This window comes from Winogradskyella sp. 4-2091, from assembly GCF_045765065.1.
Taxonomy (GTDB): Bacteria; Bacteroidota; Bacteroidia; order Flavobacteriales; family Flavobacteriaceae; genus Winogradskyella.
Map to the genome: position 1 here is coordinate 144,406 of NZ_JBJKOD010000004.1, position 22,132 is coordinate 166,537.

Sequence of the window (22,132 nt, forward strand, 5' to 3'; positions counted from 1 at the left end):
TACTTCAATCGCCTATAATACCCTAATTATTTTGTAAAATAATCTGAAATACCTGATAAGATATTCTGAACCGCGTATGCTGCTAAAATTAAGCCCATAATTTTACTAATTACAGTAATACCATAACTACCAATTCTATCTTGAACCTTGGTGGCAGCAAGTAAAATTAAACTTGTTAAACCAATGACTAGTAATACTAAAATTGTGGTTACAATTTGCTCATTAATAGTATAGGTATGGTTATCCGTTAATAAAACGACAGCCATTATAGCACCAGGAGATGCTATTGAAGGAATTGCCACTGGGAAAATAGTAACATGCTTGTAATCTGAAATTTGATTTTTCTCCTTTTCTGGTTTACCATCACCAAAAATCATAGTTAACGCAAACAAGAAAAGAATAACACCTCCCGAAATTTGAAAAGCATCTAGTGACACTTCCATGCCTTCTAAAATAAGTTGCCCAATGACAATGAAAAAGAGTAAAATTAGAAATGCAACACCTGAAGCTCTAAGTGCTATTTTCTTCTTGTATTTTTTATCAAACTCTTTGGTGGCCTCTAAAAATACAGGAACAGTACCAATAGGATCTATAACCGCAAACAGAAAAAATATGCTTGTTAAAATTTCTGCCATTTAGTAAATACGTTTTGCATGTGTTACAAATGATAAGCCTTGTTGTCCTGCTGTAGACGTCATAACTCCTTCAAACAAAGGTTCTGGCGCATCTTTTGGTATTTTCCAATCGAAAAGAAAATTAGAACCTGTACCACCTGAAATATCTGCTTCGTCAATAACAATTTCAACGGTTTCTAATGGTGCTAAATACACCGTGTTCTTTATGTAACTTTTTAAAAGTGTGCCATGCGTATCGTAATAATCTGCGTTGGTTAAGTATATCGTATCCTTCATACTAACATTTCTTAAACTTACCATCGCTGTAAGATTATACGTTTTATGCTGCGAATAGCTATAGATTTGAGAATACACGGATAAATACGAATGTCCTGAAGTAAAAAGTGAGTCTACTTTAGAGATTGAAGCGACGCGCTCATTCCAATTTACTTTCACTGGGTCTTCTTCAGCATCAAAATTGATCTTGTTTTCACAAGCAAAGAAACCAAGAAGTATTACCGAGAGAATTATTAATTTTTTCATGGTTTGATGTATTAGTTAGATTATTGATTTAAGATACTATAAAAACCTTTAAATTCATATCAATATATTATATAAGACCGAACTTGTATTCAATTAAAGTTGATCTAAATATATTGTTTAATAAATCACTTAACAAGATTATTCACTGTTTAAATTCTAATAGCTAATTATTCTCTTGTATATAGTTTTTAACTTGTATTATCCAGTCTAAAGTTGAAGACAGTTTTACATCTGGCTCGATTCCCTTAGATTCAAATTTAAGATATTTACCATGTTTTTTTGAAGTTAAGACCGCTAACAAATTATTGCAAGGCAGATTATAATTAGAGTCAACAATTTCATAAGCTAAGGTTCCATTGGTTCTATTTCCTAAAATAGTGCAATTTTGAAACTCACTCAGTTTATAAGCAAATTGTTCTGCATTACTAGCTGTTCTATTATTAACTAAAACATAGACGTTATTGTTTTTCAAAAATTTTTTCAAAACTTTATACAAGCCATCAGAATTTCTATTTCCACCTCCTCCATTATCTCGTAAATCCAATATCAAATTTTTATGAATCAGCTTTCCTTCTAAAGATTTGTAAAATTGATCTGCTTCTGATAATTTAGGATTCCAAGAACTAAAACTACCTGCTTTCAGATAGATCGTTTCTGGCGAAATTTCGCGCTTTAAATAGGTAGATTCAGGATGTATTGAAACAGAATAATTTACTACAGACTCATCTTTTTGAAATCCCAAGGTTAAAAAAACTCCATTTTCAATACGCTCGCCGAATGCAATCATTCTTTTACTACTCAAACTTCCTCCAACTGCTAATAAATAATTATTACCATAAGGAACCAATGTATAAATAAGCTCACCTGTTTTCCATAGCTCGTTTTCTGAATTTAAAACAATAACATTATAAAAATCAGTTTCTAAAGATTTATATACACCAATAGACATATTATTCTTTCTGTAATAAATACCTTCGATCGAGTTGTTTGATTGTTTTTTTAGTGCTGTAGTTAAACTATCAATATCTATAGTTGGTTTAGGATAGGCTGCAAAAAGTTTTGAGTTTTTAAATTCATTAAACTTTTTATCATTCTTTTTTATTTGCTCAGTAGCTCCTTTATTTATACCATAAAGATTACAATGCCTATCATTTAAAGAGAGCATCAAAATATTTAATTGAAGAAAACAGTCATAACCAGAACCTAAATTTTTAACGGCTTCTTTTATTTTTGAATACGCTTTCTCATAATCTACCTTACTTACCTTATAAGAAGGTGTTTTTTGAATTTTTTCATTTAAAAAATTTAAATCGTTGACACAACTGCAATCACTAATTTGAGCATTCAATGATAAAATTGATAAAAGAAAAATAAATGAGAACTTTATAAATTTAAGCATCAGCTTTCTTTTTAAGAATGAATGAATAGAACAAATAAATTATGTTCATTAGTTTTTAATTATATAAAGTTAGTTTTTAAATTTTTAATTATCAATATATTAAAGCATCAAATCAAAATTATTGAATCAACATCTAAAAATGAAGGTATTTATAAGTTTGTAACAAAGTTTTTTGCCTCCTCAAATTCATGTACCATTTCAGTAACAATTTCAGCGACTGGTTTTATATCATGTATTAAGCCTGCGATTTGCCCAATTTCTAATTCGCCATCCTCTAAATCACCTTCAAACATGCCTCTTTTGGCTCTGGCTCTTCCTAATAATTCTTTGAGTTCCTCTGGTGTTGGACTCGTTTTATAAAGCTCTTGTAGTTCGTTGTAGAATTTATTTTTTACTAACCTAACTGGTGCTAATTCTTTTAAAGTTAATTGTGTATCACCTTCTTTAACATCTACAACGACTTGCTTAAAAGCTTGATGCGCTGAAGATTCTTCACTCGCAACAAAACGGCTACCTACTTGTACGCCATCTGCTCCAAAAACCATACACGCTAACATGGCTTTCCCTGTAGCAATACCTCCTGCTGCAATTAATGGAATTTGAAGTTGTTCTTTTACCATAGGTATTAAGGTCAACGTCGTCGTTTCATCTCTTCCGTTGTGTCCTCCTGCTTCAAAACCTTCAGCTACAATTGCATCAACTCCTGCTGCTTGTGCTTTCAATGCAAATTTTACACTACTCACAACATGTACAACAGTAATTCCTTTGTCTTGCAACCACTCGGTCCAAGTCTTAGGATTTCCTGCAGAGGTAAAAACAATTTTTACACCTTCTTCAACTATAATATCCATTATTACCTGAATATTAGGATACAACATTGGCACGTTAACACCAAAAGGTTTATCGGTTGCGGCTTTACATTTCTGAATATGCTCTCGCAACACATCTGGATACATAGAACCTGCACCAATTAAACCCAAAATACCGGAGTTACTTGCGGCTGATGCTAGTTTCCAACCACTATTCCAAATCATTCCAGCTTGAATGATTGGATATTTTATATTGAAAAGTGATGTGATTCTATTTGCCATATTTAGGAGTTATTTTTTTATAAACTTGAACGTATAATTGTTATGTTCCGAAGAAAATTTCATCATATAAATTCCGGATACCAATTTTGATACATCAACTGAATTTACATCTTCATTAAATGAATGAAATAAGATTTCGTGTCCTAATTGATTATAAATTATAGCTTCAACATGCTCTACATGAGAAGGCAATTCTATATTTAAATAAGATAAAACTGGATTAGGATAAAAAACAAAATCTTCCCTGAGTTCAGTATCTATTGATAAGGCATTAGCTCTCGCTAAATCTAAATCTGGTATGCCGTAACCCAAAAAATCATCTGGTGTTGTAAACTGAGAAGCAGATTCTCTTACAAAATCCATAATTTCAGTTGGCAAAGCATCTGGCAAGGCTTGCCAAAGAGAAGCAATACCACCACACATTATTGGTCCACTGAAAGAGGTTCCGTTATTCTGTAAAATTGTGTCAAACTCATTAATCACATAGGCTTGACCTCCTCGCGCAACAACATCTGGTTTTTGATAGTCAACTTGTGCAGCGCTACCTTGCGAACTAAATGACACATAATTACCATCTGCATTTACAGCACCAATACTTAGAACGTTTGGAGAATCTGCTGGAGCACCAACAGTTTGCCAGCTCGTTGCACCTGAATTACCAGCACTGACAACCACCAGAATACCTTTTTCTGCTGCTATTGAAGCTCCTTTTGAAATGTAAGTTACTTGACCATTCATATCTGAAGGTGCGTAATCGTAATTAGAATTATTATAAGTCTGATACCCAAGTGACGTATTAATCATATCTACACCCAAACTATCTGCACGCTCTGCTGCCTCAACCCAATAACTTTCTTCTACCGGATTTTCACTACCAGAATCTTCTGTTCTAAACAAATAATACGATGCATCTGGTGCTGTACCAACATATTGATCTTGCACAAAAGCCGCCATAGTACTCAATACTTTTGTTCCATGATTATTGCCCGTAAAGGCATAAACATCAGCATTTCTATCTACAAAATCATAGCCATTAAGTAAATCGCCATTATCTCTTAAGCGTTGAAAAGCAGTCATTGTATTTACATTGGGAAATCCGGCATCCATAACTGCAACTGTAATGCCTTCACCTGTAAAATCTGCTAAATGCAAGTTATCTGCATTTATCATTTCTACTTGATTCTGCGTGTCACCATATGTAAACGCTATGTTCTCATTCTCTACTTCGTTTTTATCTAAAATCGAAGCATTTCTCGAAGCTGTATCTAAACTATTATTCGCAAAATCTATACTTTCTACATAATTTAAATTACTTAAGACATTGATATCTGCTTCTGTTCCTCTAACATGGATGGCATTAAACCATTTAGACTTTGCCATTACTGTGATACCAGATTGCGTTTTGAGATCGGCAATATAAGTTTCATTGACTGGTACATCGCGTTCATCTATTAACACATTGTGATTTTGCTTTCTATCGATAGCTTTTTGGGTAAGAATACTAATTGGGTTCGCTATGGATGCCGCTACATTTGGTTTGTCTGTAAGGTAAATCCATGCATCTTCTTGCGCATAAACAATTGTATTAATAAATAACAACAGTAATAACGTGAAAGTGATTTTCATAGATTTATGATTTAATGAATTGTAACTCTATAATATACGTAATCACAAACTTTTGGGTTTCTTAAAACCACCTTAATCTGTCATTACAAGCAACAAAACGTTATTCTGCAAGTTAAGAAATAACTCCTGAACCCACCAACTCATCCTCTAAATACCAAGCCACAAACTGACCTTCTGTAATTGCAGATTGTTTATTCTCGAACGCTACATATAAGCCAGAGTCTACCTTGTGTAAGGTAGCTTTTTCTAAAGCTTGTCTATAGCGAATTCTTGCCATTACTGACATTATTTCTCCATCATTTAATGCTAAATCCTCTCTAACCCAATGCAATTCGTCATTGGTTACAAATAAAACATTTCTATATAATCCAGGATGATTCTTTCCTTGACCAGTGTAAATAATATTCTCATTAACATCAGTGTCAATTACAAATAATGGTTCTACAGTTCCGCCAACACCTAAGCCTTTTCTCTGACCTTTAGTGAAATAATGTGCACCTTGATGTCTACCAACCACTTTACCATCAGACATATTATATACTGGTTTTTTAGATCTGTATTTTAACTCTGCTTCTTTTGAATCGAAATTAGGAATGGCTTGATTATAAATCTCTAAATCTGAATTTACCTCAACAATATCACCCTCTTTTGGTTTTAACTGTTGCTGTAAAAATTCTGGTAGTCTTACCTTACCGATAAAACAAAGTCCTTGAGAATCTTTCTTCTCTGCAGTAATTAAATCTTGAGCTTTAGCTATTTCTCTTACTTCTGGTTTCTGTAATTCGCCTATTGGAAATAACGCTTTTGCTAATTGCTGTTGTGATAACTGACATAGAAAATAAGATTGGTCTTTATTATCATCTGCACCTGCTAATAATTGGTGGATTTGCTTACCGTCTTTCTCTATTGTTGCTTTTCTACAATAATGACCAGTTGCTACGTAATCTGCTCCTAGTTCTAAAGCTATATCCATAAAGACATCGAACTTTATTTCGCGATTACATAATACATCAGGATTTGGAGTTCGTCCTTTTTCGTATTCATTAAACATATAGTCTACAATACGCTCTTTATATTGTACGCTTAAGTCTACCGTTTGAAAAGGAATACCCAATTTATCTGCTACCAGCATTGCATCATTACTGTCTTCTAACCAAGGGCATTCATCTGAAATAGTCACAGAATCATCGTGCCAATTTTTCATAAAAAGGCCAATAACCTCGTAGCCTTGCTCTTTTAAAAGATAAGCTGCAACGCTAGAATCTACACCTCCTGAAAGTCCTACTATAACTCTTTTCATAAGCAATACCTGTAAAAACAGGAATCTGGTATTTAGTTAAAAAATCTTAGTCTTAAAAACTTCGGCAAAATTACAAAATAAAAAAGGCAATCCTATTGAGATTGCCATTTTGAAATTCTATAGATATCATAGTTTTAAACTATTCTTTCTTGTAAATTACTTCTTCTGTGGTATGGTCTATTTTTTTTGTTAGTTTCCCACCTTTATAATACTTCCAAATGCCTTTCTTCTGACTTTTAATATAATTGCCTTCTGAAATGATATTTCCTTCAGAATCATAATGCATAGTTTTACCTTCTAAATGATCATCTTCATAATTAGCGTGTCTGAGCAACACACTTTTCTCAGAGTACCATTTAGATTCACCATGAAGTTTACCATTTTTATAGTTTGCACTTTCGGCGACTTTTCCATTTTTAAAATATACAAAACGTTCGCCTTCAAGTAAACCATTATCATTATAATGTTCAATAATCATGACATCTGAAGAGTTCTTATGATAAAAAACCCACTTACCAATAAATCGTTTACCATTCATTTGGCCTTTACTTATCACTTTCTTAGTTGAAGCTAAAAACGTAACATCAGCAATACTATCTGACTGATTAAAGACTTTTACTGCACTTAACACACTTTTACCAGAAGATAATGTGTAATATTTAAATGAGTCTACTTCTTTGCCATGGACAAAAGTACCTTCATATCGTTTTTGATCGGTCTTATGGTAGTTCTTTGTCCATATACCGTGACGTTTGCCTTCTTTGTCAAATTGATTTACAGATTTTTGAGCATAACCAGTTGTTAAAAAAACTGTTAAAATAAAAAGAGTATAAATTTTTTGTTTAATCATTTTCTATATTTGTTAAACAAACCAATGTGGTTTGAATGATGAACAATTTAAAAACTCAAAACAATGAAAATTATTTTAAAAAACTACAAATTACTTGCAGTATTTCTAATGGTTATAGGTTTTACTTCATGTAGCGACGATGACGACAATGGCACAACAGCACCAACAACTGTTGTTGATATTGCTTTAGAGAACAATTTAACGTCCTTAGCAGCAGCACTAACAGCCACTGATTTAGTAACGACGTTACAAGGTTCTGGACCTTTTACTGTTTTTGCTCCTACCAATGAGGCTTTTGCTGATCTTTTAGCGGCAACTGGTTTAGATTTAGACAATTTATCGGCTGCAGAAGAAGATTTAGTGAGAAATATTTTATTGAATCATGTTATAATTGGAGAGACGATTAACTCAACGACTTTGGCTAATGCTGGATCTGGTTACGTTAACACTGGTGCAACGGGTCCAAATGGCGCAAATTTGAGTCTATATTTTAATACTTCTAACGTAGTAATGATTAATGGATCCTCAACAGTAATAAACGCAGATAACATAGCTTCTAATGGTATAGTACATATTGTAGATGAAGTTATTGGATTACCAACTATTGCGACATTTGCAACAACAAATCCTGCTTTAGATACTTTAGTTGCTGCTTTAGCTTATGCTGATTCAGGAACTCCAACTGTGCCATATATAGCAACTGTATCTGATGCTACAGCTGGACCATATACAGTGTTCGCTCCTACCAATGATGCTTTTTCAGATTTATTGACAGAATTAAACGTGTCTGCATTATCAGATTTAGGCACTGATACAGTAGATGCTGTTTTATTATATCACATCGTCAACGCCAATGTACAATCATCACAACTACCAAACGGAACAGTAACAACACTTGGTGGAGATATTACTGCAGACAATACGGCTTTCACTTTAACAGATGCTAATGGCAGAGTGAGTAATATTATCGTTTCATTAGTAGATATACAAGCAATGAATGGTGTGGTTCATGTGATTGATAAAGTTGTTTTAACACCACAATAAAATAAATAAGGGAATTTATTTATATTTTTTGATTAATAGTTAGGTGCAGAAGCTCAAACATAAAGTTTGGGCTTCTGCTATTTAATGCGATATGATTTTACTTTTAGACTATTCTAAAGTTAATTAGCATTCATGGAGACGACACATACATTTATCAAAATGTAACATTAATAAAAAAGCCTTAACAGTTAAGTTAAGGCTTGTTATATAAAATTGAAGAATTACTTCTTTTTGTTCTTTTGCTGTGCTTGTTTTTGAGCTTCAGCCTGCTCCATCATCTCAGCCATTTTTTTCTGAAACTTGTTTTGCTTTTTAGGCTTTGTTTTACTCACTTCAATTTTAGCCAATACTTTGTCCTCATCAATTATGTAGTTTTTAATCACTAACATAATACCAATACTAATTAAATTAGAGATAAAGTAATATAAACTTAAACCAGAAGCATAATTATTAAAGAATACTAACATAAGTAATGGAGAGAAATAAATCATGTATTTCATCATTTTACCCATATCTGGCATACCTTCTTGCGTTGGCTGTGATGCTACTTGCTGACCTGTTGTCATTTTCATATAGAAGAAAATAGCAATTGCAGCTAATATTGGGAATAAACTCACATGACTACCATAAAAAGGAATGCTAAATGGTAATTCTAAAATAGAATCATAAGAACTTAAATCATCTGCCCAAAGGAAACTTTTTTGTCTTAAATCAAAAGCAGTTGGGAAAAACTGAAACAAGGCATAGAATACAGGAATCTGCATTAAACCAGGTAAACATCCGCTTAATGGACTTGCACCTGCTTTACTTTGAATGGCCATTGTTTCTTGTTGCGCCTTTAACTTATTGTCCTTGTACTTTTCTCTTACAGCATCTAATTCAGGCTTTAAAATTTTCATTTTAGCCTGAGACAAAAATTGCTTATACTGCACAAAAGACAACATAATCTTCACTAAAACGGTCATTACAACAATAGCAATACCATGCGGTAAATATTGTATTAAGAATCCAAATAAAGGAATGAATAAAATCTTATTAATCCATCCAAAAATTCCCCATCCAAATGGTATACTTTCCTCTAAACCTTTATCATAAGATTTTAAAGTAGAGGCTTCTGTTGGTCCATAATACAGACCTAAACTCTTATTTATTTCGCCTCCACTGTAAGCCAAAGGTAGCTTAGATGTATAGGTTTTAGTAAAAAGCGTATCTATCTCCTCATCATCTACTAAATTCTTAGACGTCATCGCCACATCTTTAAATGGACTATCGTTAGAAACTAGAATAGAGCTAAAAAAGAATTGTCTGTATGATAACCACTCTACATCTTCAACAATTTCATCATCATCTCCCATTTGAGATAATTTATCGACCTTTCCTTCATCGTGCATGTAGGTTAATCTTGTATAGCGATTCTCGTAGCTTATACTTTTTGCATGACGAATTCCTTTTTGTTTCCAGTCTAAGGTAATCGGTTGTGAAGTATTAAATACACCACTCAAACCTTGAGATTTGATTGAAAAATCAATCATATAATTATCTGGCTTCAACTCATAACGGTATTCTAAAAATGCCGTTTCTGAAGCCTTAAATTTCATAGAAATAATTGTATTATCTCCACTCTTAGTGACTTTAGGTTGAAAAGGTAATTCTTGCGTATTAAACGTTCTGTTGTCTGAAGTACCGAAAGTAATATTGAAGGCACTATTATTATCTTTAACCAAATAGATTGGTACCGAATCATAATCTACAAACTTCTTTAATTTTACCTCAGCTAAATGACCACCTATTCTATTAAATTTTAATTCAAAAACATCAGTTTGTACAGTGGTAACGTCTTCTCCTGATAATGTTGCAGCATAACCAAATCTTCCTAACTTACCTTGAGCAGCTGCTAGTTGTGTAGAATCTAAAGCTTGTGGGTTTGCATAGTCGTTAGACGTAGTAACTAAAGTTTCCTCTGGTTTACTTTCATTTTTTTCAGCTTCAACTTGTTCTTGTTCTGCTTTTTTCTGAGCTTCAAGTTCTTCTGGAGTTGGCTGATTTTGATACATCATAAATACCAAAATCCCAAATATAAGGATGAAGCCAATAATAGATTTAACGTCGAATTTCTTTTCTTCCATGTTTAGTTTTCAATTTTAGACCTGTCAGGTTTTTAAATCTAACAGGTCTTATAAGGTAACAATTGAACAACCCAAAAAACTGTCCAAAGTTAAAATTGCGCCAAAGTGGCACGTTTAATTTATTTTTTCTTCTTGTATTTTAATGCTGCTGATACAAATGCCACAAATAATGGATGAGGATTACTCACTGTACTTTTGTATTCAGGATGATACTGTACACCAACAAACCAATCATTTTCTGGAATCTCTACAATTTCAACTAAACCAGTATCAGGATTAAACCCAGTTGGTATTAAACCAGCATTTTCGAATTGCGCTTTATAAGCACTATTAAATTCAAAACGATGTCTATGTCTTTCCGTAATCATTTCAGATTGATACACTTTATGCGCTATGCCTTTTGTTTCTAACTTGCAGTCCCATGTTCCTAAACGCATTGTTCCTCCTTTGTTAACCACATTTTTTTGTGATTCCATAAGGTTAATTACAGGATTTGGCGTTTTTTCATCCATTTCTACAGAATTAGCATCCTTAAGATTTAGAACATTTCTGGCATACTCTATAACTGCCATTTGCATACCTAAGCATATTCCTAAAAATGGAATATTATTTTCTCTTACAAATTTGACGGCATCAATTTTACCTTCAATACCACGCTCACCAAAGCCAGGTGCCACTAAAACACCATCTAAATGACCGAGTTTAAATTCAATATTACTTTCTGATAAATATTCAGAGTGAATAGGTTCTACTATAACCTTAACTTCTTTTTCTGCACCAGCATGTATAAAAGCTTCAAGTATAGATTTATAAGAATCTTGTAACTCTACATATTTACCAATTAATCCTATAGTTACTTCACTTTTAGGATTTTTATGACGCTTTACAAACTCGTTCCAGCGTTCTAAATTTGGTACATCACTTTTGAGTTGCAATTGGTTTAACACCACTTTATCTAGACCTTCATGAAGCATTAAATTTGGTACATCATATATTGTAGATGCATCAATAGATTCAATAACGGCTTCCTTTTTTACATTACAAAAACGCGCTAACTTGGTTTTTAATCCTTCGCTTAGCGGATGCTCAGTTCTACAAACTAAAATATCAGCTTGTACACCACTTTCCATCAAAGTTTTTACACTGTGTTGGGTTGGTTTAGTTTTTAGTTCGCCAGCAGCAGATAAATAAGGTACTAAAGTTAGGTGAATTACACAGGTATTATGCTCACCTAAATCCCATTCTAGTTGTCTTACTGCTTCAATGTATGGTAAAGATTCAATATCACCAACAGTTCCTCCTATTTCAGTAATTACAATATCATAATCACCAGAGTTCCCTAAAATTTGAATTCTTCGTTTAATCTCATCTGTAATATGTGGAATTACTTGAACTGTTTTCCCTAAAAACTCTCCACGTCTTTCTTTATCTATAACGCTTTGGTAAATTCTACCTGTTGTAACGTTATTGGCCTGAGAGGTTGGTACGTTTAGAAAACGTTCGTAATGTCCTAAATCCAAATCTGTTTCTGCGCCATCATCCGTAACATAGCATTCACCATGCTCATATGGATTTAAGGTTCCTGGATCTATATTAATATATGGATCTAATTTTTGAATGGTAATTCTGTATCCTTGTGATTGTAAGAGTTTAGCCAAAGATGCTGCTATAATGCCTTTTCCTAGTGAAGAAGACACGCCTCCTGTTACAAAAATATATTTAGGGTTTGTGGTCATGGTACGTTGTTAAACGCAGACAAAATTACAAAATAAAACGAGTAATCTATGAATTCTTTAAGGTTTGTTGATATGTTATAAGTTACAGCTCCAAACCTCTGTGTAATTGGGACATACAACGGATTTAATTTGCTGAATTATAAAAAAAGTCGAACTTCGTATAGTAATTAAACCATAGACCTATTGAAATTTAGATTATTTAGCATTCTTTTGGTTTCTGTATTTCTTTCTTGCAAGAAAAAAATATTAGTTCCTAATACCTTAGACATTGCATTTCAGTACTTAGATAAAAACTGGCATGATGATCAGAGATTAGGTTTTAGTGATATAGTAATCAAAGAAGTAACACCTGTTTATTATGATTACGCTATTGAAAATGACTTACAACAAAATCTTTTAAACAACCACGAAGCGTCTGTTAAGTTAAATGCATTTTTTGATTCTTTGGGTGTATACAGAGTTAAGGATAAGTCTGGCTTAATACTAAACACCTATCATAATTATATAAACAGCAAACAACTTAACTTACAAAAGCAAGTAGACGAAATTCTTAATTATTGGCAACCTATTGAAGACTGCCAAAACCAAATTAATAAAAAAGCATTAGACGCTTACCATCAATTTAGTGTTAATGACATGATATTAATACGACTTCCTGTTGATGAACATAATAATGCTATAGATTACAATTGTCCTAAAATAGAGTGGAAATTTAAATCAGAGAGAGATTTAGAAATTACCGCTACGTTGCTAAATAAATTTGTAGCAGAGGATTCTTTAAGTGCTTCATTTCAGCTAAAACTGAAAAGTAAAAATAAAAATGATACAGAAATATTATATCAAGAATTAGATGAAGGCGATACCTTTACGATATCTTTATTTAACTCTTGGAAAATAAGAAATGTAAATTAACGAATGAAACAAAAATCAACAATCTATAAACCTATACTCTGGTTGATATTTGGCTTTACACTAATCAGTGCTTTATCTGCTATAATGGAAATTTTCATATATGGTTATTTTCATTATGGCCTATCGCATGGTTTTATTAATATTCACTTTCAATACTATGTACCAGCTTTTAGCATAGTAATAGCAGTAATTTTTAGCGTTATCTCTATATTATTATTAAAGAAAAAAATAAGTTCTATAAAATTAAAATCTTCAAGATTTCCTTGGCTATTATTCGTTTTACTGTCAATATTTGCTGCTATTACGAAACCATTGGTTCAAAATTGGTCTGATAAAAAAGTGATGTTACTTTACGATGATCTTTCAAAAGCAGATTACTTAAGTCAATTAAACTTTGTAAAAATTTTTAATACTATTAACTACAGCAGTATAGGTGCGCTATGGCTTCTTGTTATTCTACTAGTGTGTTACGTTTGGTTTTTAAATAGAAAAGCTACTACTTAGAAAATTTGTTATACTGGAATTCCATAAAAGGAATAATCCTTTATATTATTAAGGCAAGTACATTTAAAAATAATGAAAAGTAGAACTAAAAATGCTATTGAAAACAAAGTAATTTTTCTAAATTGTTTTTGATGTTTCCAATTAAATTGATTTGAATAGCTAAAAAGAAAAATCGAAAAGTATAAAAATAAAAAAACACAAAGTATATTATATCCTCTTGTATCTATAAGCCTATGATGCACATAGCTATACTCACCTTTACATAAATAGTTCATTAGTTTTATATATCTAGATACTTTTGGTTTTTCAATATAAAAATTTTCATCTTCAAAACGCTCTAACAAAGCTTCAACTTCTATAGCATCTAAATCTACTTTTTTATGTATTACCAGCTCACGAAAACTCACAGCTAAACTAGCTACAATATTAACACCTCGTTTTTTTAAATGTATTTGACTACTATCCTTATACATTTTAATGGCAGTATCTATAGCATAATTGTAATCCTCAATACTATAAGTTCTAAAGTCATTTGACAAACTATCGAGTGGTAATGTAATTAGTCTATTTGCACTACTAATAGATGTAGTTTCACTTTGAGAAAGTCCAACCAAGAAATTGAAAACTAGAATAATAAATAGAAAATTTCGATTTTTAAAGCTCATAAAACGCGTTGTCTAAAGATCTCTATAATAAACCAATAAGCTGGCTGCGTTTTCTATTTTTGAGGATGATGTTAATGGATTAGGCCTATAATTTTTTAATAAACCGTCTTCTCTTACATACATAATGTCTTTACTACCTGTATCTAAATTAATCATTTTACGCACATCATAATTAGCTTGACGTAAATAGTCTATAGCATCTAATGCAGAGGTCATTAAATAGTTTTCTTCCGTACTATCTAAAATAATATGATATAGCTGATTGTCTTTTTCGCAAATCGCTAAAAACCGTCTACTTCTATCATTATCGCCATTAGTCAGATTTTTAAAATTTTCTTTATCACTTTTATAATTCGTATAGACTAATTGGGTTTGAAAACTAGATATATTCTGTGTTTCAACTAAATCTATAAACGAAAACGTTTCTTCAGGATTATTTCTAATATTATCAGTACTAAAATACGGATAACATTTGCCATCATTGCATGTATAGTTCTCTTTATCTAGATCTATAACTTGCATTGTATTAATTTCTGGCTCATTATTATGAATTAGCACAAGACCATCCATAGTTTGATGTGGTATTTTATTTAGTAACTTACCATTCTCTGCACAAAAACCAACGGGATAATTCGCATTTTTATTTACAGAAGAAGCGTAAGATGCTGAGGATACAAATAAAACTTGAACGCTATCCTTTAATTTTAAAAAAGAATTATAACTATCCCTCGCGAAAAAAGCTGATTTAATTTTACCAGTTGCAGAGTCATTTATGGTAAATGGAAATATCGAGATATTTGCGTCATTAATGTTCCTCTTATCGTCAAGACTAAAGGGCTCGGCAGAAATTACAGCGATGCTCAAAAAAATAAGAAGAAATATCACTCTACTTTTCTTATTAATAATCTTCTCTATTAAGTCCATTAATGTTTTGTTTTTATTAGGGAAAAACAGTGCAATGTAGTAAAACCAATTATCAAAAACACAAAAAGTAGATGTATGGTTTTTTTTATAGTCTAGTTACAAAAAAGTAAGTCAAACGGCATTTCAAATACCTTAATAAAAATAATATCAACGCACTTTTAAAAAATGAATAAACTAACTTAAGTAAAGTTAATTGTGTTAAAAATCAATTAATTAAAGATTTTATTTTATTATTAAGTAACTTCAAAGTCAACTTAAAACACAACCAATATGAAAAAAATTACTTTACTCTTTACTTTACTAACTTTTGCTTTAAATGCACAGACATTTCCTAATCCATATTGCGAAATCCCGTCTGGAGCTGTTGTAGAAGAAATTTCATCAGTAAATTTTGATTTAACAAGTATTACTAATTCTGATACTAGTTCCATTTTAGTCGATAAAACAACTTCTATAGTCAATATAATTCCAAACCAAACCTATACCATTTCAGTTACTGGTAATACTTATGGTAACTTTGATACAAATATCGTAGCTTTTATAGATTGGAATCAAAATGAAACTTTAGATGATGCTAATGAGGTCTATTCTATCGGCACACTTACTAACACCACAGGAGATGATGGAACTATAGTTTCCTTAGATATAACAATTCCTTCAGATGCCGTTATAGGAGCTACACGTATAAGAATCACTAAAACATATACAGATGCCGATTCTCCTGCAATTGTAGATCCATGCTCTATTTCTTTTAATCCATTTGGTACAGCCGCTCAACCTGGTTATGGACAAGCTTTAGATCTCACTTTAAGCGTAAGTTCGCTAAGTGTTAATAGTTTTGACATCAGTCAATTATCTGTGTATCCTAATCCAATAAAAAATACTTTGAACGTAAGTTACAATGCAGAAATCAAATCTGTAAAAATCTATAATCTTTTAGGCCAAAATATTCTTACACACCTACCAAATGCCTCACAATTTCAAGTTGATGTATCTTCTTTAAATGCTGGTGTTTATATCGTTAAACTATTTTCAGAAAACGATCAATATAGTTTTAGAACTTTAAAAAAGTAAACGTCTTTTAATTAAATTTACAGAGGAATGACTTCAAGGTTATTCCTCTTTTGTTTTTATAAATTACCTAAAGAGTAAGGTAGAATATCAAAATTAATTTTAGTTATTTAATTGGTTAATGTGGTCTTCAAATTAAATTTCATTTCTGACTCAAGGAATCGTTAAATAAATCTAAATTAAAAGTGATACGTTTCAAACTTTTCTATATTTGAAACGCAACTAACTAATTACCACATGTACCATTTTAGACTCTGTCTATTGCTTTTTTTAGGCAGCATTGTTTCATTACAAGCACAACAACCAAAAACATATAATTCATCAGAAATTTACGAAGCAGTTCAGAAACTAAATGTTTTAGGGTCTGTATTATACATAGCTGCTCATCCAGACGATGAAAACACAAGACTAATATCTTACATGTCTAATGAGGTTAAGGCGCGAACCGGTTATTTATCTTTAACTCGTGGTGACGGTGGACAAAACCTTATTGGCCCTGAAATTAGAGAGCTTTTAGGCGTTATTAGAACTCAAGAATTATTAGCAGCAAGACGTGTAGATGGTGGCGAACAGCGTTTTTCTAGAGCTAATGATTTTGGCTACTCAAAACATCCTGATGAAACCTTTGAAATTTGGAACAAAGATGAAGTCCTTTCAGATGTTGTTTGGGCTATTCGTAAATTTAAACCAGATGTTATAATTAATCGTTTTGATCACAGACGTGCAGGACGAACACACGGCCATCATACAGCATCAGCAATGTTGAGTTTAGAAGCTTTTGACTTAGCAAATGATCCAACTAAATATGCCTCACAATTAGAAATTACAGAAACTTGGCAACCAAAACGTTTATTTTACAATACATCTTGGTGGCGCTATGGAAGTCAAGAGGAATTTGATAAAGTGGACAAAAGTAATATGCTAAATTTTGATATTGGTGTATACTATCCAAACAAAGGACTATCTAACAATGAAGTAGCATCTTTAGCTAGTAGCCAGCATTTATGTCAAGGTTTTGGACGATTATCACAGCGTGGTTCTCAACAAGAATATATAGAGTTTTTAAAAGGAGAACCTATTCATAATAAAGAAGGTGTATTTGAAGGTATTGATACATCTTGGAATAGAATTGATGACGGAAAAGCAATTGAAAACATTTTAAAAGACGTAGAAAATAATTTTAATTTTAAAAATCCTGCGTCGCACTTACCACAACTTTTAGAAGCTTATAAGTTAATTCAGTCTATAAAAGATCAGCATTGGAAAACTGTAAAAACAAAAGAGATTAAAATTATTATTGAAGCTTGTACTGGTTTATATCTCGAAGTATCTGCAAACAGTCCTAATACTACTCCAAATTCTGAAGTGTCTTTAAAAATGGAAGTTTTAAATAGAAGCTCCGCTAAAGTAGATTTGGTGTCTTATGGTTTATCAACCCTTTCTCATGGAATTTCTAAAAACATGACGTTAACTTCAAATCAAAAATTAAATTTTGAAGAAAGTATTGTCATTCCAAACGATAGTGATTACACAACACCATATTGGTTAAACAAACAAAGTACATTGGGTATGTATCAGGTTAATGATCAAAATTTAATAGGTCTACCAGAAACGCCTAGAACAGTCTTTGTCGATTTCAATTTATTAATAGAAGGCACTCCAATAAACTATAAAAAACCGGTAATCTTTCGTTACTCTAAACCAGATAAAGGAGAATTATATAGACCTTTTGAAATCATACCTATTGTGTCAGCAAGTTTAAGTGATGACGTCTATATTTTTGATAACAACGAACAGAAAGAAATAGAAGTTATTGTAAAAGCGGGTAAAGATGGAATAGAAGGTTATGTTCAAATGGCCTACCCAAACGACTGGCAGGTATTTCCTCAAAAGCAAAAAATAGCAATAACCAATAAAGGAGATATTCAAAAAGTGGTGTTTTCTGTTGTGCCTCCAAAAAACCAAAGTGAAGGATTGATAACTCCAATGGTAAATGTAAATGGCGATTTTTATACAGATGAACTTACAGAGATTGATTACTCACATATTCCTTTTCAAACGGTTTTAATGCCTAGTGAAAGTAAGATAGTACGAATAAATATTGAAAAACGAGGCAATAATATTGGTTACATTGAAGGTGCTGGCGATGTAGTACCAGAAAGTTTAAGGCAAATTGGCTACAACGTAACAATTATTAAACCTGATGAAATAGCCCCAGAAAAATTAGCTACGTTTGATGCTGTAGTCCTTGGTATTAGAGCATATAATATTGTAGACGAATTAAAGTTTAAACAAAAACACCTATTAGACTTCGTAAAAAATGGTGGAAACTTAGTGATACAATATAATACCAATAGAAGACTTAAGGTAGATAATATAGCACCATACCATCTAAAATTATCAAGAGATCGCGTTACAGATGAAAATGCCGAAATGAGAATTTTAGAGCCAAATCACTCAATTTTAAATTTTCCAAACAAAATTACAAGTGCAGATTTTGAAGGTTGGGTGCAGGAAAGAGGGTTGTATTTCCCTAATGAATGGGCAGAAGAATTCACGCCATTACTGGCTTCTAACGATAAAGGAGAAACTTCGAAAAGTGGAGCTTTACTAGTAGCTAAATACGGAAAAGGCAACTACATTTATACAGGCTTAAGCTTTTTTAGAGAATTTCCTGCTGGAGTCTCAGGTGCTTTCAGAATTTTTGCTAACTTACTATCCGCAGAAAATACCGATTAACGGTTGACTAAAATTAAAAAAATGTAATTAAAAATATAATAACTTCCTCATATAACTAACTCAAAAACAGAATTATGAATAACCAAAACCAACCACAAGCAAAACAAAAATGGAGTAAATTATACACAGCAGTTTTAATAGCTAATGCACTTTACATTGTGTTGTTTTACTTTATTACCGCATCATTCGCATAAAAAATGCCTCAAATTTTAGATTGGAAAGATTGGACCGTACTTATTGCCACATTAGCAATTATTGTAGGCTATGGGACTTGGAAAACAAGAGGTCAAAAAAACGCACAAGATTACATAAAGGGTGGTAATTCAACTAAATGGTGGACGATAGGTCTATCTGTAATGGCAACGCAAGCAAGTGCTATTACTTTCCTTTCTACAACTGGCCAAGCCTTTTCTGATGGCATGGGATTTGTTCAATTTTATTTTGGACTGCCAATTGCCATGGTCATAATATGTCTGGTATTTATTCCATTATACCATCGACTAAAAGTTTACACAGCTTACGAGTTTTTAGAAAATAGATTTGACCTAAAAACCAGAAGTCTAACCGCCATCTTATTTTTAATACAACGTGGCCTAGCTGCAGGAATAACGATTTTTGCACCTGCTATTATTCTCTCTGTAGTTCTTGGCTGGAACATAATAACGCTTAACATTATCATTGGAGTATTAGTCATAATATATACCGTTTCTGGTGGAACTAAAGCTGTAACCGTAACACAAAAACAGCAAATGTTTGTCATTTTTGCTGGTATGTTAGCCGCATTATTTATCATCATAAATTTAATTCCGGAAGAAGTTTCTTTTATCGATGCTATTGATATCGCTGGAGCAACGGGAAAAATGAAGGTATTAGATTTCTCTTTTGATTTAGAGAATAGATACACCGTTTGGACTGGTATTATAGGCGGAACATTTTTAATGCTTTCCTATTTTGGAACAGATCAAAGTCAAGTACAACGCTACCTTTCTGGCAAATCTATTAAGGAAATGCAAATGGGATTATTGTTTAATGGTATGCTAAAAGTACCCATGCAATTTTTTATCTTATTAGTTGGTGTTATGGTGTTTGTGTTTTACCAATTTAACCCTTCACCTTTAAATTTTATTAATAAATCAACACAAACGGTCTTAGCATCTGAGTATGGAAACGATTACAGAGCACTACAAGATCAACAAGCTGAACTCTTTGATTTAAAAAATAAAATCTCTTTACAGTTAGCTCAGTCAGATGGCAATGATGATGCTTCAAAAAAACAACTCGCTGCCTTAAACATTTTAGAAAAGTCATATCGTTTAGAATCAAAATTCTTAATTAAAAAAGCAGTAGATCCAGATTACGAAAAAGCATACAACGAGCTGCAAAGTGAAGTGAACTCATTAGAAAACGATGTGGACAATTCGTCCTACATTGATAAAAATGCCGAATTAAACGCCTTATATAATGATGCTGCAAAAGACACTCAGACCAATGATAGAGACTATATGTTTATCACATTCATCTTAAATAATCTCCCGAAAGGTTTAATAGGTTTATTATTGGCTGTTATTCTATCTGCAGCTATGTCTTCTACAGCATCAGAAATAAATGCTTTAGCAACCATTACATCAATTGATTTATATGGTAGAAACTTAAAAGAAGAAAAGGATGATGAACACATGGTTAAAGTAACTAAGTGGTTTACGTTTGGTTGGGGAATAGTAGCTATAATTATTGCGTGTTTTGCGGATTTGGCTGAGAACTTAATTCAGCTCGTTAACATTATTGGCTCTATTTTCTATGGCAATGTGTTAGGTATATTTTTACTTGCTTTTTTCTTTAAATATATAAAAGGAAATGCTGTATTTATTGGCGCACTCATTACACAAACCATTGTTGTTATAGGTTGGTGGCTAGATTGGATGCCTTATTTATGGTTAAATCTATTTGGTTGTGTTGTAGTCATATGCGTTGCAAATATTCTACAAGCAGTTATGCCTAAAAAAGTAGCATAATGACCTCTAAAATTATTAATTGGGGAATTATTGGTGCTGGTAAAATAGCTTCTAAATTTGCTACCGATTTAAACGCGGTTTCTCAATGTAATTTCTACGCTATTGCTTCTAGGGATATTGAGAAAGCAGACGCCTTTAAAAAAAAGCATCAAGCAAATGTCGCTTACGGAAGTTACGAAGAACTTGTAACAGATAATAACATTGATGCTATTTACATTGCTACACCACATAGTTTTCATAAAACGCATACTGCTTTATGCTTAAATCGTAATAAGCCTGTGTTATGCGAAAAACCATTCGCTATGAAATTACAAGAAGTTGAAGAAATGATTCAACTTTCAAAAGAAAAAAACACCTTATTAATGGAGGCCATGTGGACCAATTTTCTTCCACATTTTAATTATGTATTGGATATCCTTGAACAAAAGCATTTTGGAGAAATATTAAAGCTTGAAGCAGATTTTGGATTCTATCCAACCTATGATGAAAACTCTAGAGTTTTTGATAAATCTGTTGGAGGCGGAAGTTTATTAGATATTGGCATCTACCCTATTTTTGTAGCACTTTCTACTTTAGGTGAACCTAAATCTATTGAAGCTAAAGCAGAGTTTTTTAAATCTGGAGCAGATTCAAAATGCGATATCTTATTTAAATATAATAATGCAGAAGCAAGTTTAAAAAGTACCTTATTAGAGGAAACCAATACCGAAGCAACATTTTATTGTGAAAAGGGTATTATAAAAATAAATAGTCGTTTTCACGAGCCCTCTTCGGTTACATTAATTGACCATACAGGTCATTCCGAAGACATAAACTTCAATTATAAAACCATTGGGTATAGTTTCGAAATTGAGCATTTTAACCAACTAATCAGAGACAATCAAACGGAAAGCACAATAATGCCGTTTAAAAAAAGTAAAGAACTCATTAGAACTTTAGACAAGGTTAGAAATTTAATTGATTTAGAATATTAAAA

At 32.1% G+C, this 22,132-nt stretch carries 18 protein-coding genes; 7 read left to right on the forward strand and 11 right to left on the reverse strand.

All coding sequences use genetic code 11. The features are described from left to right. Window positions 1–26: 26 nt before the first annotated feature. The 7 genes from ACJBCC_RS06800 to ACJBCC_RS06830 form a co-directional block, all read right to left on the reverse strand. Window positions 27–635 carry a MarC family protein gene (locus ACJBCC_RS06800; RefSeq protein ID WP_299100979.1) on the reverse strand — a complete coding sequence of 203 codons (609 nt, stop codon included), beginning with the start codon at window positions 633–635 and terminating at the stop codon, window positions 27–29. Continuing rightward, window positions 636–1,157 carry a DUF3124 domain-containing protein gene (locus ACJBCC_RS06805; protein WP_299100977.1) on the reverse strand — a complete coding sequence of 174 codons (522 nt, stop codon included), beginning with the start codon at window positions 1,155–1,157 and terminating at the stop codon, window positions 636–638. Between the two features lie 163 nt (window positions 1,158–1,320). After that, window positions 1,321–2,556 (reverse strand): S41 family peptidase, encoded by a 1,236-nt coding sequence (locus tag ACJBCC_RS06810; RefSeq protein ID WP_299100975.1) that lies wholly within the window; start codon window positions 2,554–2,556, stop codon window positions 1,321–1,323. A gap of 149 nt (window positions 2,557–2,705) precedes the next feature. Next, the gene (locus tag ACJBCC_RS06815) at window positions 2,706–3,647 is read right to left on the reverse strand and encodes an NAD(P)H-dependent flavin oxidoreductase (protein WP_407556744.1); all 942 of its coding nucleotides are present in this window, start codon (window positions 3,645–3,647) and stop codon (window positions 2,706–2,708) included. A 9-nt stretch (window positions 3,648–3,656) separates the two neighbouring features. Beyond that, entirely contained in the window at window positions 3,657–5,273 is a 1,617-nt protein-coding gene (locus ACJBCC_RS06820; RefSeq protein ID WP_299100971.1) for a S8 family serine peptidase, read from the reverse strand. Window positions 5,274–5,385: 112 nt separating this feature from the next. Further along, a complete protein-coding gene (mnmA, locus tag ACJBCC_RS06825; RefSeq protein ID WP_299100970.1) occupies window positions 5,386–6,573 on the reverse strand; it encodes a tRNA 2-thiouridine(34) synthase MnmA in 1,188 nt (395 codons plus the stop codon). A gap of 139 nt (window positions 6,574–6,712) precedes the next feature. Continuing rightward, complete coding sequence (locus tag ACJBCC_RS06830) at window positions 6,713–7,423, reverse strand: toxin-antitoxin system YwqK family antitoxin (protein WP_299100968.1); 711 nt, start codon at window positions 7,421–7,423, stop codon at window positions 6,713–6,715. Window positions 7,424–7,486: 63 nt separating this feature from the next. Between ACJBCC_RS06830 and ACJBCC_RS06835 the strand changes: the two genes are divergently transcribed. After that, complete coding sequence (locus ACJBCC_RS06835; RefSeq protein ID WP_299100967.1) at window positions 7,487–8,467, forward strand: fasciclin domain-containing protein; 981 nt, start codon at window positions 7,487–7,489, stop codon at window positions 8,465–8,467. Between the two features lie 221 nt (window positions 8,468–8,688). On the opposite strand, the gene yidC is transcribed toward ACJBCC_RS06835, so the two are convergent. Together yidC and ACJBCC_RS06845 are read right to left on the reverse strand one after the other, a co-directional pair. After that, a complete protein-coding gene (gene yidC, locus ACJBCC_RS06840; protein WP_299100965.1) occupies window positions 8,689–10,593 on the reverse strand; it encodes a membrane protein insertase YidC in 1,905 nt (634 codons plus the stop codon). A gap of 119 nt (window positions 10,594–10,712) precedes the next feature. Then, window positions 10,713–12,329, reverse strand: a complete 1,617-nt coding sequence (locus ACJBCC_RS06845; RefSeq protein WP_299100964.1) for a CTP synthase — start codon at window positions 12,327–12,329, stop codon at window positions 10,713–10,715. A gap of 183 nt (window positions 12,330–12,512) precedes the next feature. On the opposite strand from ACJBCC_RS06845, the gene ACJBCC_RS06850 reads away from it, so the two are divergent. After that, window positions 12,513–13,241: a DUF6794 domain-containing protein gene (locus ACJBCC_RS06850; protein ID WP_407556745.1), complete on the forward strand. Its 729-nt coding sequence runs from the start codon at window positions 12,513–12,515 to the stop codon at window positions 13,239–13,241. Window positions 13,242–13,244: 3 nt separating this feature from the next. After that, window positions 13,245–13,745 (forward strand): hypothetical protein, encoded by a 501-nt coding sequence (locus tag ACJBCC_RS06855; RefSeq protein WP_407556746.1) that lies wholly within the window; start codon window positions 13,245–13,247, stop codon window positions 13,743–13,745. Between the two features lie 8 nt (window positions 13,746–13,753). Here the strand turns inward: ACJBCC_RS06855 and ACJBCC_RS06860 are convergent, their stop codons facing one another. Then, window positions 13,754–14,410 (reverse strand): hypothetical protein, encoded by a 657-nt coding sequence (locus ACJBCC_RS06860; protein WP_407556747.1) that lies wholly within the window; start codon window positions 14,408–14,410, stop codon window positions 13,754–13,756. A gap of 12 nt (window positions 14,411–14,422) precedes the next feature. Continuing rightward, the gene (locus ACJBCC_RS06865; protein ID WP_407556748.1) at window positions 14,423–15,334 is read right to left on the reverse strand and encodes a hypothetical protein; all 912 of its coding nucleotides are present in this window, start codon (window positions 15,332–15,334) and stop codon (window positions 14,423–14,425) included. A 270-nt stretch (window positions 15,335–15,604) separates the two neighbouring features. Between ACJBCC_RS06865 and ACJBCC_RS06870 the strand changes: the two genes are divergently transcribed. The 4 genes from ACJBCC_RS06870 (at window position 15,605) to ACJBCC_RS06885 (ending at window position 22,130) form a co-directional block, all read left to right on the forward strand. After that, entirely contained in the window at window positions 15,605–16,408 is an 804-nt protein-coding gene (locus ACJBCC_RS06870; RefSeq protein ID WP_407556749.1) for a T9SS type A sorting domain-containing protein, read from the forward strand. Between the two features lie 234 nt (window positions 16,409–16,642). Beyond that, complete coding sequence (locus ACJBCC_RS06875) at window positions 16,643–19,144, forward strand: PIG-L family deacetylase (protein WP_407556750.1); 2,502 nt, start codon at window positions 16,643–16,645, stop codon at window positions 19,142–19,144. 197 nt (window positions 19,145–19,341) lie between these two features. Next, window positions 19,342–21,156 carry a sodium:solute symporter family transporter gene (locus ACJBCC_RS06880; RefSeq protein WP_407556751.1) on the forward strand — a complete coding sequence of 605 codons (1,815 nt, stop codon included), beginning with the start codon at window positions 19,342–19,344 and terminating at the stop codon, window positions 21,154–21,156. Next, a complete protein-coding gene (locus ACJBCC_RS06885; protein WP_407556752.1) occupies window positions 21,156–22,130 on the forward strand; it encodes a Gfo/Idh/MocA family protein in 975 nt (324 codons plus the stop codon). Before ACJBCC_RS06880 ends, ACJBCC_RS06885 begins: the two co-directional genes overlap by 1 nt. Window positions 22,131–22,132 lie beyond the last annotated feature (2 nt).